The organism is Ochrobactrum sp. CGA5 (genome assembly GCF_006345815.1).
Classification (GTDB): Bacteria; Pseudomonadota; Alphaproteobacteria; order Rhizobiales; family Rhizobiaceae; genus Brucella.
This window is the reverse complement of record NZ_VCIG01000042.1, coordinates 25,288-39,927: the sequence shown is the minus strand read 5'-3', so window position 1 is coordinate 39,927 and position 14,640 is coordinate 25,288. Positions and strand designations below refer to the sequence as shown.

Sequence of the window (14,640 nt, the reverse complement as noted above, 5' to 3'; positions counted from 1 at the left end):
GTTACGCTGCCTGCTGGGTCGGCGCGCTCGCCATGGTTTCCTGCTCAACCACATCGATGGTCGGGCGATCATAGGCGGAGATAGTCTTGCGGCCATACTCCACGGCGATCTGCGGCAGGGAGCCGTTCATATAGGCGAGAAGTGTCTGCTTCACGACGATGTAGAGGCGATTGTTCTTTTCTCGGGTCGATTTGATCTTGGCTGCGATCGGGCCAACCACGCCGTATGAGAAGAAGATACCGGCAAAGGTGCCGACAAGGGCTGCGCCGATCAGATGCCCCAGGACTTCTGGCGATTGGTCCAGCGCGCCCATGGCCTTGATCACGCCGAGAACGGCGGCAACAATGCCGAGCGCCGGAAGGGCTTCGGAAATGCTGACCATGGCGTGGTAAGGCTTGAGCTTGTCACGGGCGATGGTGTGGATTTCCTCGTCCATCAAGGCCTCGATTTCATGAGAGCGTACGTTGCCGACAATGATGAGACGGCAATAATCGCATATGAAATTGGTGAGGTCTTCTTTCTTCAACACGCTCGGATAGGCCTGAAAGATCGGCGATTCCTTCGGGTTGTCGATATGCACTTCCACTTCGTTGCGCGACTTTGCGCGCAGCTCACGCATCAGGCTGTAGAGCACGCCAAGAACGTCGAGATAGTCACGCTGTTTCGGGACCGCGTTGCTGAATGCCTCCATACAGGCGCGCCCCGTGTCTTTCACGAGCGAGAAAGGATTGGCGATGAAGAAGGTTCCAAGCGCGGCACCTAGAATGATGACGAATTCCCAGGGCTGGATGAGTACGCTGACATGTCCACCCATGGCGATAAAGCCGCCCAGCATACAGCCCAGTGTGATGACAAGACCGACAATAATGCCCAAAGCTAGAGACTCCTGCGTACAAGTTCGTTCATCGCACTTTATGGATCGCGGCTTGCGCGAACCTTGCCTGTAATGGCCGGATCAAACCAGCTTCGGACAAGCTTGGCCCTGCATAAGGATTGAAATACCGGAAGGGAGTCATGCGCATGGTCGATACGATGACGAGCTATCGCCTGATCGCGGCGGATATGACGCGGTCGTTGCAGCGTGTTTCAAAAGAACCGTTGGTGGAGCGGGAAACCGCCTACTACAAGGAGAATATCGGCAAGGTGAAATCCATCGATGATTTCATGGCCGATAGCCGCCTTTACAATTACGCGATGAAGGCGTTCGGTCTGGAAGACATGGCCTTCGCCAAGGCATTTGTCCGCAAGATATTGACCGAGGGCGTCACGAGCGATGATGCCATGGCCAACAAACTCACGGACAAGCGCTACAAGGAATTTGCAACTGTCTTCGACTTTGCGGGCAAGGGGGCGGAGGCAACCCAGAGCACTGCGGCACAGCAAGGTGTTGTGGACAAATATATTCGCCAGACGCTGGAGACGGAAGCCGGAAGCCAGAATGAGGGCGTGCGGCTGGCGCTTTATTTCGCGCGCAAGGCACCGGCGATCACCAATGCCTACGAAATCCTTGGCGATAAGGCGCTGGTGTCGATGATCCAGACGACCTTTGGCTGGCCATCGAGCATATCCAACGCCGATATCGACAAACAGGCGAAGATGATCGAGGACAAGATTGACTTCACCAAGATGTCGGACCCCGATTATGTGTCGAAGCTCATTTCGCGTTTCACGGCCATGTATGAGATGAACAATCCAACAGCAAGCAGTCCGGCGTCGATTGCGTCCCTGCTTCTGGGGGGAACCTCTTCCGTCGGCATTTCGATGGACATTCTGAGTACCTTACAGAACTTCAAGCCGGGCGGACGCTAGATAATGCAAAGCAATTCGATCTATGTCGGGCTTTCGTCACTCATCACGCTGGAACGGCGGATGGATGCCATTGCTCATAACGTCGCCAATGTCTCAACCGTCGGTTTCCGTGGAGAAGGCACCAAGTTCGATACCATTGTTTCGAGCAAGGCCAGCGACGACGTCAGTTTCGCCACGGCAGGCAAGAGCTTCATCCGCACAGAAGCAGGCCCGATGATCAAGACCGATAATCCGCTGGATGTTGCGGTCAAGGGCGATGTCTGGATGTCGATTTCCACGCCGCAGGGGCAGGTCTATACGCGCGACGGGCGCATGAACATGCTGCCGACAGGCGATCTCGTCACCGTCACCGGCCATCCGGTTCTCGATGTCGGCGGAGCGCCCATCGTCCTCAATCCAGCTGGCGGCGCGCCGAAGATTTCGATCGATGGCGCGATCTACCAGAATGGCGCGCAGATTGGCGCCATCGGTCTCTACACGATCCCCGCCGATGCGGATTTGACCTATGCCGGTACGTCCGGCGTGATCCCGAACAAGCCTGCACAGCCCGTAGTCGATGACAACAGTGTGGGCGTCGTGCAGGGCATGATCGAGGGATCGAATGTCGATGCAATGACGGAGATGACCCGTCTTATCAGCGTGAGCCGCGCGTTTGAGCAGGTCAACAACCTGTTGTCGCAGCAGGAAAGCACGGTATCTGAAGCCATCAAGACCCTGGGCTCCAGAAACGGATGACGCCTGATCTGCCGCTCTCCCGTCTGGCCGCTTTTGCCCGTCAGCAATCGGCGGTGCCAAAACCGTTGACCGGTATCGGCGGAACGGTCAGCGACGTTTCGCGCTCGGCGATTGCCGTGCGCGGCCTTTCGCGTAAGGCGCGTTTGGGTGAGGCAGTCGCAATCCATACGCAAGGGACCCACAGCCTTGCCGAAATCATCCGCGTGGCTGACACGCAGGTTCTGGTAAAACCCTTCGATGACCGTATTGTTCCCTCGCTTGGCGCTGCGGTTTTCGAGGAAGGGCCGTTGCACATCCGCCCCGCGCCGGATTGGCGCGGACGTGTCATCAATGCGCTTGGGCAAGCGGTTGATGGGAAGGGCGCGTTGCAGCCCGGCACACGGTCGATGGCATCCGAGAGCCTCGCTCCTGCTGCCTTGCGTCGCGCACGTGTCGATAGGGGTTTGCGCACTGGCGTCAATGTCATCGATATTTTCACGCCGCTTTGCTTTGGCCAGCGCATTGGCATCTTTGCAGGCTCCGGTGTCGGCAAATCGACGCTGCTTGCGATGATGACGCGAGCGGCGGATTTCGATACAGTCGTGCTGGCGCTGACTGGCGAGCGCGGACGTGAAGTGCGCGAGATGCTGGAAGAGACCATGGCGGGTCATCTCGACAAGACCATCACGATAGTGGCGACAGGCGATGAAAGCCCAATGATGCGCCGACTCGCACCGAATACGGCAACGGCGATTGCCGAATACTTCCGTGACCTTGGCCAGAATGTCCTGCTGATTGTCGATTCCGTTACGCGCTTTGCCCATGCGGCGCGTGAAGTGGCGATTGCCGCTGAGGAGCCGCCGGTTTCGCGCGGCTATCCGCCAAGCGTCTTCAGCCAGTTGCCGCGCCTTCTGGAACGTGCGGGGCCGGGTATCGGGCAAGCGGGCGGCAGTATCACCGGGATTTATTCAGTGCTGGTCGATGGTGATGACCATAATGACCCGGTATCCGATACAATACGCGGTACGCTCGACGGGCATATCGTGCTTGACCGTGCGATTGCGGCGCAGGGGCGCTTTCCGGCCGTGGATATTCCAGGGTCGGTTTCGCGCCTTGCGAAGCACAACTGGACGCCGGAACAGCGCAAGCTGGTCAGCCAGTTGCGGGGCATGGTTGCCCGTTTTGAGGAAACGCGCGACCTGCGTGCCATCGGCGCGTACCAGAAGGGCCATGACGGCCTTCTGGATCAGGCGGTCGATCTTGTGCCGCGTATCTATGACGCCTTGCAGCAATCGCCGGAAACCGGCCTATCGGACGATCCCTATAACGACCTTGCCGCAGCTTTGCGCGGCGACAAACAGGCGCAAAACGCATGATGACGGGCTCTCAAAAGACAAAGGAAGACAGGAACTTCGCCCAGCTTACGGCAGAGGTCGAAGCTGCTGCAAGGCAGGAAGGTATGAAAAAGCCGCAGAGCAAGGTGGATCGCTACCTGAAGATCGCGGCCATCACGCTTGCTGCTGGAAGCGCAATGCTACCCTTCATCACCTACCTTCAGCGCGCTGATCTGGGTGCGCCGGAAAAGGCAGAGCGCAAGATCATCGATCCGCTGGACCGTTCGGAACAGAAAACGGTGCGCCGTTTCCCGTCCTTCCGCCCGTCCGAACAGGTCGCACCGAGTGCTGAGGTGGACGATACGATGACAGGTTCGGTCATGTCGAATGGCAAGGGCCTTCCGGGAACAGGTGCGGGCGGCGATGGCGATGGCGGGGAAGGGCAGGCGTTTCCGAAGCCGGTTTTCGCGCTGCGTGAGGTAGTCGGCGGCATGGCAATGATCGAGGATTCATCAGGCTACTGGTTCGTTGAAAAAGGCTCGCTGCTGCCCGATGGCAGCCGCCTTGTTTCCATCGGTCGCGGCGCGGGCACATGGCAGCTTACGACATCTTCCGGTGATGTGATCCAGAAGACGCCGTAAGCCGCTCTTCAAAGCCCCACCGATGGCGAGGCAGCTAATTAGAACTCATATTTCATGATGCGTTCGCCGCAGATCACCTCTCCCGTCATCCGGAAGCCTGTCTGCTCGTAGAGTCGCTGGGCACCATCGTTGCCCGGCTGAAGGCCGAGAATGACGAAGGGGCAATCCGGCAGTTCTGACAGCAGGCCCAGCAATTGCTTGAGAGCTGCGCGGCCATAGCCTTTACCCTGATGGCGCGCGTCGATCATGAGGCGATAGATCCAGTAGTTTCCATCGTCTTCATCAAGGGCATACATGGCAAAGCCGACCGGCTCGCCTCCGGCCCGGATAAGGAGCGGAACACAGGCCGGGTTCTCCTCAGCTTCTTCCAGCGATTCCTCATTGCTGGCCACAAAGTCCTGCTGATGCGGATGAGGATGCAGGGCTATCACCTGCGGGTAATCTGCCCGCCTGACCGGTTCGAGGGTCACGGCGGTATCGTTTGCAGCGCGAGGCTGTCCATTCTGTTTCATGACAGTGGGTTCCTGTAAGGCGCACGAGTTGGGCGTCCGGATGGACGCACGGCGCTCCAAATTTCGATAGGATGCCCGCTGGCCGACAGGAAACGCTTTAAACGGTCGCGCCTTGGCGCATTCCAAAACCGGCGAGCGTTGCAAATTCTGTCTTGTTCAGCATGTCGCACCTCCCGGTTCGCGTTGACGATGGCTTGCAGGTAGCCGCTTTCCTGGCATCACGCAAGTCTCGCACAAGATTCGATGTGTAGGTTAACGAACAATGAATAATGATGGCGGGTAATAGATATGGGGCCGATTCATCTCTTCGATCTGGCCGCAAGGCAGGCGCAGTGGTTGTCGGTAAGACAGGCCACCGTCGCGGGCAATGTCGCCAATGCGAATACGCCGGATTTCCGTGCGCGGGACGTGCAGCCCTTCGCGGATGTGCTCGATAAGACGCAACTTACTATGGCTGCCACTAGCCCACTGCATCTGGAAGTCGAGACGGACGGGATCGCGGCCACGCGCCTGCGCCCGGACGACATCACCGAGCAGACGCATTCCGGCAATACGGTCGACGTCGAACAGGAAATGATGAAGGCTGGTGAGATTGCCCGCGACTATTCGCTCAACACAAGCATAGTCAAAGCGTTTCATCGCATGATGCTTTCGGTCGCGAAGGGGTAGTTATGTCTTCCGATGCCTTGCAGAGCACATTGAAGATCGCAGCGTCGGGCCTTTCGGCCCAATCGACGCGTCTGCGTATTGTTTCCGAAAATATCGCCAATGCGCAGTCCACTGCGAAGACTGCCGAAGCCGATCCCTATCGCCGCAAGACGGTTTCCTTCCGCACCGAGCTGGAACAGGGCACCGGCGCCGCCGAAGTCCGCATTGCTGAAGTCGGCAAGGATACGTCGCCCTTCGTCGAGCAATACGAGCCGAGCCATCCCGCAGCGGATGAGCGCGGCTATGTCCGCTATCCCAACGTCAACATGGTCGTTGAAATGGCGGACATGCGCGAAGCCAATCGTTCCTATGAAGCCAATTTGCAGGTCGTGAAACAAGCCCGTGAGCTGATTTCCATGACCATCGATCTCTTGAGGAGCACATAATGTACGACTCGATCATGAGCATTTCGGCGCGCAATGCCCTGTCGCGCCTTTCCGAAACGGTCGCCGAAAAGGGCGTGGGTTCGGCCTCCGCGCCGCAGGTGGTTCCGGCCGCTCCCGGCGCTTCGTTCGGCGAAGTCCTGTCGCAGATGACTGATTCCGTCGGCCAGAAGCTGCAAGCGGCTGAAGCGACCTCCATCCAGGGCATCAAGGGTGATGCGCCGGTGCGCGATGTGGTCAGCTCCGTGATGGAGGCCGAGCAGTCGCTTCAGACCGCCATCGCGATCCGCGACAAAATCGTGCAGGCCTATCTCGAAATCAGCCGCATGCCCATCTGATTTGCGGCAGCCAAGGATAAACAATGAAAGCCCTGACCATTGCCGCCACTGGCATGAACGCCCAGCAGCTCAATCTGGAAGTGATTGCCAACAACATCGCCAATATCAACACGACCGGCTTCAAGCGCGCGCGGGCTGAATTTACCGATCTGCTCTACCAGTCCGAGCGTACTGCGGGCGTGCCCAATCAGGCAAACCAGTCCATCGTGCCGGAAGGCGCGCTGGTTGGCCTTGGCGTGCAGACGGCGGCGGTGCGCAATCTCCACATGCAGGGAAGCTTCAACCAGACCGGCAATCCCTATGACGTGGCGCTGACCGGGCGCGGCTGGTTCCAGATCCAGAGCCCGACGGGAGAGACGCTTTATACGCGTGCCGGTGCGTTCAACAAAAATGCGGATGGCCAGCTCGTAACACTCGACGGTAATCCGGTTGAACCGGCGATCACGATTCCGCCGAACGCCATTGAAGTCACTATCTCTGATACAGGACAGGTCTTTGCGAAGTTGCAGGATCAGGTCAATCAGGTCGATCTTGGCCAGCTTACCCTTGCGAGCTTCACCAACGAAGCGGGTCTGGAACCACTGGGCGGCAATCTCTATCGTGAGACCGAAGCATCCGGCGGCCCGCTGGTGGGTGTTCCAGGTGATCCGGGCTATGGTTCCATCAAGCAGGGCTATCTCGAAGCGTCGAACGTCGATCCGGTGAAGGAAATCACCGATCTCATCACGGCGCAGCGTGCCTATGAAATGAATTCCAAGGTTATCCAGGCTGCCGACGAGATGGCGGCAACCGTGTCGAAGAACTTGCGCTGACGGTGATGGCGATGGGCTATGCGAAGGCAATCTTCCAAAAAACGCGGCTGGCGCTTGTAGGCAGTATTCTGCTTGCTGCCGCGACGGGGGCGGTTGCTGCCGACCGCATCGCTTTCGTCGTGCCTTCGGCCACGGTTTACCCCGGCCAGATCGTGAGCGACACCGCGTTGCTGGAGAAGCAGTTTTTCATCAATGCGCCGGCGGCAACCCAATATGTGCTCTCGCCGGATCAGGCATTGGGCAAGGTGGCGCGCAAGACACTGCTCCCTGGCAAGCCGATTCTCGTTTCCGCATTGGGCGAACCGTCTCTGGTCACGCGCGGCGTGCCGGCACCGCTGGTCTTTACCGCCGGAACGCTGACCATAACGGCCATGGGCACGCCGCTCGAATCCGGTGCGGCAGGCGATTTCATCAAGGTTCGTAACGTCGACAGCGGCATCATCGTTTCCGGCACGGTGCTGGCCAATGGACGCATTCAGGTGGGGATGCAGTGAGAAAAATTTGCGCCGCCCACATCACCACTTTGATCGCTGTTCTTGCGCTTGTTTTCCAGCCTGTCGCGGGCTTTGCGGACGAGTCATCGAAGAACGCGCGAGAATTTGGTTCTGCAGTTGATGCCGATGCCGATTGGCTCGGATCGGGCGGCGACCCGTCGAAAATGGCCTATGCTGAGCTTGGTCGAGGCAGCGCGGTCGCCCGCCTGAAAGATATTGCTACTATCCAGGGCGTGCGTGAAAACCAGCTTGTGGGGTATGGCCTTGTCATCGGCCTAAAGGGTACGGGTGACAGCCTCCGCAATTCACCGTTCACCGAACAGTCCATGCGCGCCATGCTCGACAATCTCGGCATCAGTGCTCCCCGCAACTCCACCCGCTCCAAGAATACGGCTGCGGTCATTGTCACGGCTAATCTGCCCGCCTTTGCCGGTGCGGGTTCACGCATCGATGTGACGGTATCGTCGCTCGGCGATGCAACCTCGCTGCAAGGCGGCACGCTGGTCATGACCCAGCTCATGGGTGCCGACAACCAGGTTTATGCTGTTGCGCAGGGCAACATGATCGTGTCCGGTTTTGCGGCGGAAGGTGAAGCCGCCACCGTGACGCAAGGTGTGCCGACTTCCGGTCGTATTCCGAATGGCGCGCTGGTCGAGCGCGAGGTGGCAGGCAATTTCGGCAAGGAAAGCGAAATGATTGTCGAGCTGCGGGATCCTGATTTCACCACTGCTGTGCGCGCTGCCGATACGATCAACGTCTTTGCCAAGCGCCGTTACGGGCGCGGCGTTGCCATTGCGCGCGATGCCAAGACGATCCGCTTGTCGCGTCCGAAGAACGTGCCCGCTGCGCGGTTCCTCGCAGAGTTGGAGGGTCTGCCGATCACGACCGACGAAGTGGCGCGCGTGGTGGTCGATGAGCGAACCGGAACGGTCGTCATCGGCGAGAAGGTTCGCATATCCAAAGTGGCCATCAGCCATGGCAGCCTGACGATCCGTGTGACAGAAACGCCGATGGTCGTCCAGCCGGAGCCATTCAGCGATGGTATAACGGCTATCGAACCGAACACCGATATTGCCGTCAACCAGCAGAACGCCAAGATTGGTATTCTGACCGGCGCGAATCTCGAAAATCTGGTGAAGGGCCTGAACCAGATTGGTGTGAAACCGACGGGCATTATCGCCATTCTGCAGGGTATCAAGACATCCGGCGCGCTTCATGCGGAACTGGTGGTGCAATGACTATGGCTCATAAAATCATCCGGTACGGTTCGGCAGTGGCGCTACTTCTGATCGCTTCTGCCCCGGCTTTTGCGCAGCAATCTGTTTCTTCGCCGCCGCTTGGTAATCTCGATGAGATCAGAAAATTCTGCGGCAATATTGACGATCAGGCAGCGGATGCTCGCTATGCGCTGCAGGCCAAGCAATTGACCGAGCTGAAAGCCGATGTTGAAGAAAGAATGCGTGCGCTTGAGGAAAAGCGCCGCGAATATGAAATGTGGTTGAAGCGCCGCGACGATTTTGTCAGCAAGGCTCAGGACTCGCTGGTCGACATTATCTCGAAAATGAAGCCGGATGCGGCGGCGGCACAGATGGCGCTGATTGGCGACGAAGCGGCAGCGGCTCTGATCCTCAAGCTCAATCCGCGTGTATCCAGCATCATTCTCAATGAAATGCCGCCGGAAAAGGCGGCCAAGCTGGCGCGCGTCATCGTCGGTTCTCAGCGGACGACGGCCACGTCGCAGCCTGTCAGGGATCAGCGCGCCGCGGCGCAGTCCGGGAATACGGTTCAATGAAAAACAGCATGAACAAAGCGACCCTCGCAGCAGCAACATCGATACTTATCGGGGGGCTTCTGGCCGGTTGCGCCACCAAGCCGGAGGAAATCGGTCGTGCGCCCGACCTCTCCCCCGTTGCGGCCAATCTTGGTATGCAGAACAATCCGCAGTTCAACGGCTACCCGGCGCGTCCGAGCAAGGCGACCTATTCGCTTTGGGACCAGCGTTCGACCAATTTCTTCAAGGACCCGCGCGCGGCGACGCCGGGCGATGTTCTGACGGTTATCATTTCCATAAACGACCGCGCCAATCTGGATAACAAGACGGACCGCGAGCGTGTGTCGAAGGGCATTTACGGCGCGGGCGGCTCGTTCGCGACCAGCAGCATCACCGGGGCTGCGGCTGGCGGCGATATGGACGCATCGGTCAACACCCGTTCCGACAGCAAGTCGAAGGGCAAGGGCACCATTGAGCGCAGTGAAGAAATCCGCCTGCAAGTTGCGGCCATCGTGACCGATACGCTGCCCAACGGAAACATGATCATCCGTGGTTCGCAGGAAGTGCGGGTCAATAATGAGTTGCGCGTGCTCAACGTTGCGGGCGTGGTGCGTCCGCGCGATATTTCCGGCAACAACACGATTTCCTATGACAAGATTGCCGAAGCCCGAATTTCCTATGGCGGGCGCGGACGTTTGAGCGAGATTCAGCAGCCGCCTTACGGCCAGCAGATTCTCGATCAGGTTTCTCCGTTTTAGGGCGCTGGGCATGAGCGATACGACGGCAACGGAAAAAGACAGCAAGGCGAAGGGCTCCTTGATAGGGCTGTTGGCTGCTGTCGCTATCCTCACCGCAATCGCTGGCGGCGGCGGGTGGTATCTGGGCGGCATGATTTCCGCCGATAAACTGGCATCGGTCAAGCCCTCCGGTAAGGAGGACAAGCCGAAGCAGGGCGATTTCGAATCGCGCTCCATCGGCACTGTCGTACCCCTGCAGCCCATCATTACTAATCTCGGCATCCCCCAGAATACCTGGGTGCGTCTTGAAGCTTCGCTGGTCGCAAAGCCGGGCCATGAAATTCCGGCGGCGGTGGCGGCAAGTGTTGGTGATGATTTCATGAGCTTCCTGCGCAGTGTCAATCTCATGCAGTTGCAGGGCGCGGCTGGACTATCCTATCTGCGCTCCGATCTGGAAGAACGTGCGCGCCTGCGTTCGGAAGGCGCGGTCGACCGCGTCTTCATCTCGGCGCTGGTGGTGGAATGACAAAATCTTTCGGCCTCGGCGTCGTTCTGACGCTCGCTCTCACCGTCTCGGCACAGGCCCAGCAGGCGCTGACGCTCGATAATCTTCTGCCTGCGGGCAGCGGGGCCGCGAGCGGCCAGATCGTGCAATTGTTCGGGCTTCTAACGGTGCTCTCCATTGCGCCGGGCATTCTCATCATGGTGACGAGCTTTACGCGCTTTGCCATCGCGTTTTCGCTTTTGCGCTCCGGCCTCGGCTTGCAGACCGCGCCTGCCAGCATGGTGATGATTTCGCTCGCTCTGTTCATGACGTTTTATGTCATGGCGCCCGCGTTCGATCGGGCGTGGAGCAATGGCGTGCAACCCTTGATGCGCAATGAAATCACGCAGCAGGCAGCACTTGGTGAAATCGCCGAGCCTTTTCGTGAATTCATGATGCGGCAGGTCCGCGACAAGGATCTGCGCCTGTTTGAAGACCTCGCCGATCCCTCTTTCCGCACCGGCGATGACGGCATCGTCGATTTCCGCGTGCTGGTTCCCGCCTTCATGATCTCGGAATTGCGGCGCGGTTTTGAAATCGGTTTCCTGATCGTGCTGCCATTTCTGGTGATCGATCTCGTCGTGGCGACGCTGACCATGTCCATGGGCATGATGATGCTGCCCCCGACGGTGATCTCCCTGCCTTTCAAGATTTTGTTCTTCGTGCTGATCGACGGCTGGAATATTCTGGTTGGAAGCCTCATACGATCCTTCTCCTGACCCATTTCGGTACGCCTCGAACCGGCCGAGCGAAAATTCGATTTAAGAATCTGCGAATCTGTTAAATTTTGACTGAATAAATTAGCCTTTATTTAATATTTGGGTTCTAACTGTCGGCTCATGGTGGGTTTCCGCGCGTTACGCGGCAACAGGCATGATGCCGCTCCACCATGCCGGTAATCCCAAACCCGGCCTGTCCCTCAGATTGTTTTTCCCAAGGGGCAAAAAACTATGGCTAGCATTCTTACAAATTCATCGGCTCTGACCGCTCTCCAGACGCTTGCTTCAACCAACAAGTCGCTGGAATCGACCCAGAACCGTATCTCGACCGGTCTTCGCATTTCCGAAGCTTCGGATAATGCTTCGTACTGGTCCATTGCGACGTCAATGAAGTCCGACAACAAGGCCAACTCGGCTGTGCAGGACGCCCTCGGCCTCGGCGCTGGCAAGGTGGACACCGCTTACTCCGCGATCAACAAGATCCGTGAATCGGTCGATGACATCAAGACCAAGCTTGTTTCGGCTCTGGGGGCGAGCGCTGAGGACAAGGGCAAGATCGAAACCGAAATCAAGTCGATTGTGTCCAACATCAATTCGGCTCTCAGCAACGCGAACTACGCAGGCTCGAACCTGCTGAACGGCCCGACCACCGATCTGGAAGTTGTTGCTTCGTACAACCGTTCCGGTGCCACAGTGACGGTTGACAAGATCACCGTTGCCGCTGCTGATACCAACGCGCAGACGATGGTTGCCAACATTGTTGCAGCAGGCTTCTTCACTTCGGCTTCCGATGACACTGCCATTGGCACGGCTCTGAACACGGTTGAAACCGCTCTCGCTTCCCTGGCTACCGGCGCAGCGACGCTCGGTGCAGCCAAGTCGCAGATCGACAGCCAGAAGAGCTTCCTGTCCGGTCTTCAGGACTCCATTGAAAAGGGCGTTGGCACGCTCGTTGACGCTGACATGAACAAGGAATCGGCACGTCTGTCGGCTCTGCAGGTTCAGCAGCAGCTTGGCGTTCAGGCCCTGTCGATTGCCAACTCGTCGAACCAGTCGATCCTGTCGCTGTTCCGCGGCTAATTATAACTGAGTAAGCATTGGAGTGCGTCCTGAAAAGTGTGAAACGGTTTTCGGATAAGACGTACTTCTAAAACGGGAGCCGGGTTGCTGGCTCCTGTGGGGTCTCAGGTAAATAAGGGGTCGTATCCGAACCGACCTGATCGGGCCGGATGTCTTCGGGCGGAAAACGGGGCGCGGGATTTATTCCGCGCCCTAAATCTTTGCGCTCATTTCCAGTTTCTGGAAGTGCTTGCTTGGTCCGCCGACACTTTCGCGCAAGCTTCGCGGGCTAGTTTGCATCCATCATTATGGCGGTGGTGTTGATGCAGCAGAATTTCCAGCAATTGATCGAACAGCTCAAAGGTACGCTCGGTAAACTCGGCGCGCGAAAACTCATCGCGCTCGGACTGGTGGGCGCGGCACTTATGGGCGCGATCCTCTACACGAGCATCTATCTGAGCCGCCCATCCTACGAGACACTTTATGTTGGGCTTTCGCGGGATGACGTGAACCGCATGGGCCTCGCGCTCGGCGAAGCAGGCATTCCTTTCGACGTGAAAGCCGACGGCTCGTCCATTCTCGTGCCCATCGGCAAAGCCGAAAATGCCCGGATGTATCTGGCCGAAAAGGGCCTGCCGACCTCGAACAACGCCGGTTACGAACTATTCGACAATATGGGGTCGCTCGGTCTCACCTCATTCATGCAGGAAATCACGCGTGTGCGCGCGCTCGAAGGTGAAATTGCCCGCACCATTCAGGCCATTCGCGGTGTGAAAGCTGCACGTGTTCACATCGTTCTCGCCGAAAAGGGTTCGTTCCGTCGGGGCGACCAGAAGCCATCCGCTTCGGTGGTCATTCGTGCCGAGGGCGGCTTTGCTGCCGAATCCGCCCAGTCCATCCGTCAGTTGGTCGCCGCCGCCGTTCCATCGCTCGACGCTTCCGCGGTCACTGTACTCGATACCAATGGCCGCCTTCTGGCATCGGCTGGTGAAGCGGCCAATGGCGCGGCGCTCATGACTGCCTCGCTGGAACAGCAGGTTGCAGGCAACGTGGACGACAGCATCCGCAAGGCACTGGCGCCCTATCTCGGCATTGGTCATTTCCAGACAAGCGTCCAGGCCGTACTCGATACGGACCGCCGCCAGATCAACGAAACCACCTACGACCCTGAATCCCGAGTGGAACGGTCCGTGCGTGTTGTCCGTGAAAGCGGCGATTCCCGCAACAATCGTAACGACAACGCAACTGGGGTAGAGCAGAACATTCCGCAGGAAGAAATCCAGAACCGTAACGGCGAAAGCTCGACGGAAAAGACCGACCGCCGCGAGGAACTGACCAATTACGAAATGAACAGCAAGACGGTCTCCACGGTCAGTGACGGATATACCGTCAAGCGACTTTCCATTGCCGTGGTCATCGATCAGGCGCGGCTTCTGGAAACCGCCGGCACCACACCGCCGCCAGCGAATTTCGTCGACCAGCAGATCACCAAGATCAGGGACCTTGTTGCGACTGCTGCGGGTCTGAATGCGGATCGTGGCGATGTCATTAATGTGACGGCGGTGAACTTCCTCGATCCAGCCGGTGCCGATATGGAACCGGTTTCCACTCCCTGGACCGACACGGTGCTTCGCCAGAGCGGCTCCTATGTCAATGCGCTCGCCATCCTTGCCGCTGTCGGTCTCCTGATCTGGTTCGGCCTGCGTCCGCTGCTGCGTGACCAGAATGCCAAGCCGACCGGTACGGAAGTGGCCGTACGCGAGACCAGCGAAGTGGCGACGCCGAATTTCGTTGGCGGTCAGGCGGCTGCTGAAGGTGTGCAGGCAGTCATTGGCGGGCCGGAAGCCTATGCCGACCAGATGAAGACCAGCCTCAGCGATCTTCGCCAGCGCATGCGTATGCCCGCCAGGCTGCGTCTGGAACAGATGATCGACATGGATGAGGAGCGCGTCGCCGCTGTTCTCAAGCAGTGGATTCATGAAAACGCCGCCAGCCGCGAAGCTCAACCATCGAGGGAATCGTCAATAAAGGTTTCGGGCAGGCCGGAGCTTGAGGCTGCCTGACG

Annotated in this window: 18 protein-coding genes; 16 read left to right on the top strand and 2 right to left on the bottom strand. The window is 58.3% G+C overall.

Annotation, left to right across the window (positions count from 1 at the left end; all coding sequences use genetic code 11):
• Position 1: 1 nt before the first annotated feature.
• Positions 2-874: a flagellar motor stator protein MotA gene (gene motA, locus FJQ48_RS18500; RefSeq protein ID WP_021585290.1), complete on the bottom strand. Its 873-nt coding sequence runs from the start codon at positions 872-874 to the stop codon at positions 2-4.
• A gap of 146 nt (positions 875-1,020) precedes the next feature.
• On the opposite strand from motA, the gene FJQ48_RS18495 reads away from it, so the two are divergent.
• From FJQ48_RS18495 to FJQ48_RS18480, 4 genes are read left to right on the top strand one after another with little or no spacing between them, the layout of a single operon-like run.
• The gene (locus FJQ48_RS18495; protein WP_139976760.1) at positions 1,021-1,809 is read left to right on the top strand and encodes a DUF1217 domain-containing protein; all 789 of its coding nucleotides are present in this window, start codon (positions 1,021-1,023) and stop codon (positions 1,807-1,809) included.
• Positions 1,810-1,812: 3 nt separating this feature from the next.
• Positions 1,813-2,544: a flagellar basal-body rod protein FlgF gene (flgF, locus tag FJQ48_RS18490; RefSeq protein WP_139976423.1), complete on the top strand. Its 732-nt coding sequence runs from the start codon at positions 1,813-1,815 to the stop codon at positions 2,542-2,544.
• Positions 2,541-3,899: a flagellar protein export ATPase FliI gene (fliI, locus tag FJQ48_RS18485; RefSeq protein WP_139976422.1), complete on the top strand. Its 1,359-nt coding sequence runs from the start codon at positions 2,541-2,543 to the stop codon at positions 3,897-3,899. Before flgF ends, fliI begins: the two co-directional genes overlap by 4 nt.
• Positions 3,896-4,498 (top strand): hypothetical protein, encoded by a 603-nt coding sequence (locus tag FJQ48_RS18480; RefSeq protein WP_139976421.1) that lies wholly within the window; start codon positions 3,896-3,898, stop codon positions 4,496-4,498. Before fliI ends, FJQ48_RS18480 begins: the two co-directional genes overlap by 4 nt.
• Positions 4,499-4,536: 38 nt before the next feature.
• Here the strand turns inward: FJQ48_RS18480 and FJQ48_RS18475 are convergent, their stop codons facing one another.
• Entirely contained in the window at positions 4,537-5,010 is a 474-nt protein-coding gene (locus FJQ48_RS18475; RefSeq protein ID WP_139976420.1) for a GNAT family N-acetyltransferase, read from the bottom strand.
• 288 nt (positions 5,011-5,298) lie between these two features.
• Between FJQ48_RS18475 and flgB the strand changes: the two genes are divergently transcribed.
• The 12 genes from flgB (at position 5,299) to fliF (ending at position 14,638) form a co-directional block, all read left to right on the top strand.
• Positions 5,299-5,679 carry a flagellar basal body rod protein FlgB gene (gene flgB / locus FJQ48_RS18470; protein WP_139976419.1) on the top strand — a complete coding sequence of 127 codons (381 nt, stop codon included), beginning with the start codon at positions 5,299-5,301 and terminating at the stop codon, positions 5,677-5,679.
• A gap of 2 nt (positions 5,680-5,681) precedes the next feature.
• Entirely contained in the window at positions 5,682-6,104 is a 423-nt protein-coding gene (gene flgC, locus FJQ48_RS18465; RefSeq protein WP_139976418.1) for a flagellar basal body rod protein FlgC, read from the top strand.
• Positions 6,104-6,439, top strand: a complete 336-nt coding sequence (locus FJQ48_RS18460; protein WP_139976417.1) for a flagellar hook-basal body complex protein FliE — start codon at positions 6,104-6,106, stop codon at positions 6,437-6,439. Before flgC ends, FJQ48_RS18460 begins: the two co-directional genes overlap by 1 nt.
• A gap of 23 nt (positions 6,440-6,462) precedes the next feature.
• Entirely contained in the window at positions 6,463-7,251 is a 789-nt protein-coding gene (gene flgG / locus FJQ48_RS18455; RefSeq protein ID WP_139976416.1) for a flagellar basal-body rod protein FlgG, read from the top strand.
• An 11-nt stretch (positions 7,252-7,262) separates the two neighbouring features.
• Entirely contained in the window at positions 7,263-7,745 is a 483-nt protein-coding gene (flgA, locus tag FJQ48_RS18450; protein ID WP_139976415.1) for a flagellar basal body P-ring formation chaperone FlgA, read from the top strand.
• Positions 7,742-8,983 (top strand): flagellar basal body P-ring protein FlgI, encoded by a 1,242-nt coding sequence (locus FJQ48_RS18445; RefSeq protein WP_180350249.1) that lies wholly within the window; start codon positions 7,742-7,744, stop codon positions 8,981-8,983. Before flgA ends, FJQ48_RS18445 begins: the two co-directional genes overlap by 4 nt.
• Positions 8,980-9,537 carry a MotE family protein gene (locus FJQ48_RS18440; RefSeq protein WP_139976414.1) on the top strand — a complete coding sequence of 186 codons (558 nt, stop codon included), beginning with the start codon at positions 8,980-8,982 and terminating at the stop codon, positions 9,535-9,537. The genes FJQ48_RS18445 and FJQ48_RS18440 overlap by 4 nt, the downstream gene beginning before the upstream one ends.
• Positions 9,534-10,274, top strand: coding sequence for a flagellar basal body L-ring protein FlgH (gene flgH / locus FJQ48_RS18435; protein ID WP_139976413.1), 741 nt, complete (start codon positions 9,534-9,536; stop codon positions 10,272-10,274). Before FJQ48_RS18440 ends, flgH begins: the two co-directional genes overlap by 4 nt.
• Before the next feature lie 10 nt (positions 10,275-10,284).
• Positions 10,285-10,779, top strand: coding sequence for a flagellar basal body-associated FliL family protein (locus FJQ48_RS18430; RefSeq protein ID WP_139976412.1), 495 nt, complete (start codon positions 10,285-10,287; stop codon positions 10,777-10,779).
• Complete coding sequence (gene fliP, locus FJQ48_RS18425) at positions 10,776-11,516, top strand: flagellar type III secretion system pore protein FliP (protein ID WP_139976411.1); 741 nt, start codon at positions 10,776-10,778, stop codon at positions 11,514-11,516. Before FJQ48_RS18430 ends, fliP begins: the two co-directional genes overlap by 4 nt.
• A gap of 231 nt (positions 11,517-11,747) precedes the next feature.
• Complete coding sequence (locus FJQ48_RS18420; RefSeq protein WP_139976410.1) at positions 11,748-12,596, top strand: flagellin; 849 nt, start codon at positions 11,748-11,750, stop codon at positions 12,594-12,596.
• A gap of 287 nt (positions 12,597-12,883) precedes the next feature.
• The gene (fliF, locus tag FJQ48_RS18415) at positions 12,884-14,638 is read left to right on the top strand and encodes a flagellar basal-body MS-ring/collar protein FliF (protein WP_139976409.1); all 1,755 of its coding nucleotides are present in this window, start codon (positions 12,884-12,886) and stop codon (positions 14,636-14,638) included.
• Positions 14,639-14,640: the final 2 nt, after the last annotated feature.

Coding starts and splice junctions, on each gene's coding strand:
- flgC (WP_139976418.1), top strand. CDS start 5,682: ATGTCTTCCGATGCCTTGCAGAGCACATTGAAGATCGCAGCGTCGGGC.
- flgF (WP_139976423.1), top strand. CDS start 1,813: ATGCAAAGCAATTCGATCTATGTCGGGCTTTCGTCACTCATCACGCTG.
- flgH (WP_139976413.1), top strand. CDS start 9,534: ATGAAAAACAGCATGAACAAAGCGACCCTCGCAGCAGCAACATCGATA.
- FJQ48_RS18440 (WP_139976414.1), top strand. CDS start 8,980: ATGACTATGGCTCATAAAATCATCCGGTACGGTTCGGCAGTGGCGCTA.
- fliF (WP_139976409.1), top strand. CDS start 12,884: ATGGCGGTGGTGTTGATGCAGCAGAATTTCCAGCAATTGATCGAACAG.
- fliP (WP_139976411.1), top strand. CDS start 10,776: ATGACAAAATCTTTCGGCCTCGGCGTCGTTCTGACGCTCGCTCTCACC.
- FJQ48_RS18420 (WP_139976410.1), top strand. CDS start 11,748: ATGGCTAGCATTCTTACAAATTCATCGGCTCTGACCGCTCTCCAGACG.
- FJQ48_RS18430 (WP_139976412.1), top strand. CDS start 10,285: ATGAGCGATACGACGGCAACGGAAAAAGACAGCAAGGCGAAGGGCTCC.
- fliI (WP_139976422.1), top strand. CDS start 2,541: ATGACGCCTGATCTGCCGCTCTCCCGTCTGGCCGCTTTTGCCCGTCAG.
- FJQ48_RS18495 (WP_139976760.1), top strand. CDS start 1,021: ATGGTCGATACGATGACGAGCTATCGCCTGATCGCGGCGGATATGACG.
- flgB (WP_139976419.1), top strand. CDS start 5,299: ATGGGGCCGATTCATCTCTTCGATCTGGCCGCAAGGCAGGCGCAGTGG.
- FJQ48_RS18480 (WP_139976421.1), top strand. CDS start 3,896: ATGATGACGGGCTCTCAAAAGACAAAGGAAGACAGGAACTTCGCCCAG.
- FJQ48_RS18475 (WP_139976420.1), bottom strand. CDS start 5,010: ATGAAACAGAATGGACAGCCTCGCGCTGCAAACGATACCGCCGTGACC.
- flgG (WP_139976416.1), top strand. CDS start 6,463: ATGAAAGCCCTGACCATTGCCGCCACTGGCATGAACGCCCAGCAGCTC.
- flgA (WP_139976415.1), top strand. CDS start 7,263: ATGGGCTATGCGAAGGCAATCTTCCAAAAAACGCGGCTGGCGCTTGTA.
- FJQ48_RS18460 (WP_139976417.1), top strand. CDS start 6,104: ATGTACGACTCGATCATGAGCATTTCGGCGCGCAATGCCCTGTCGCGC.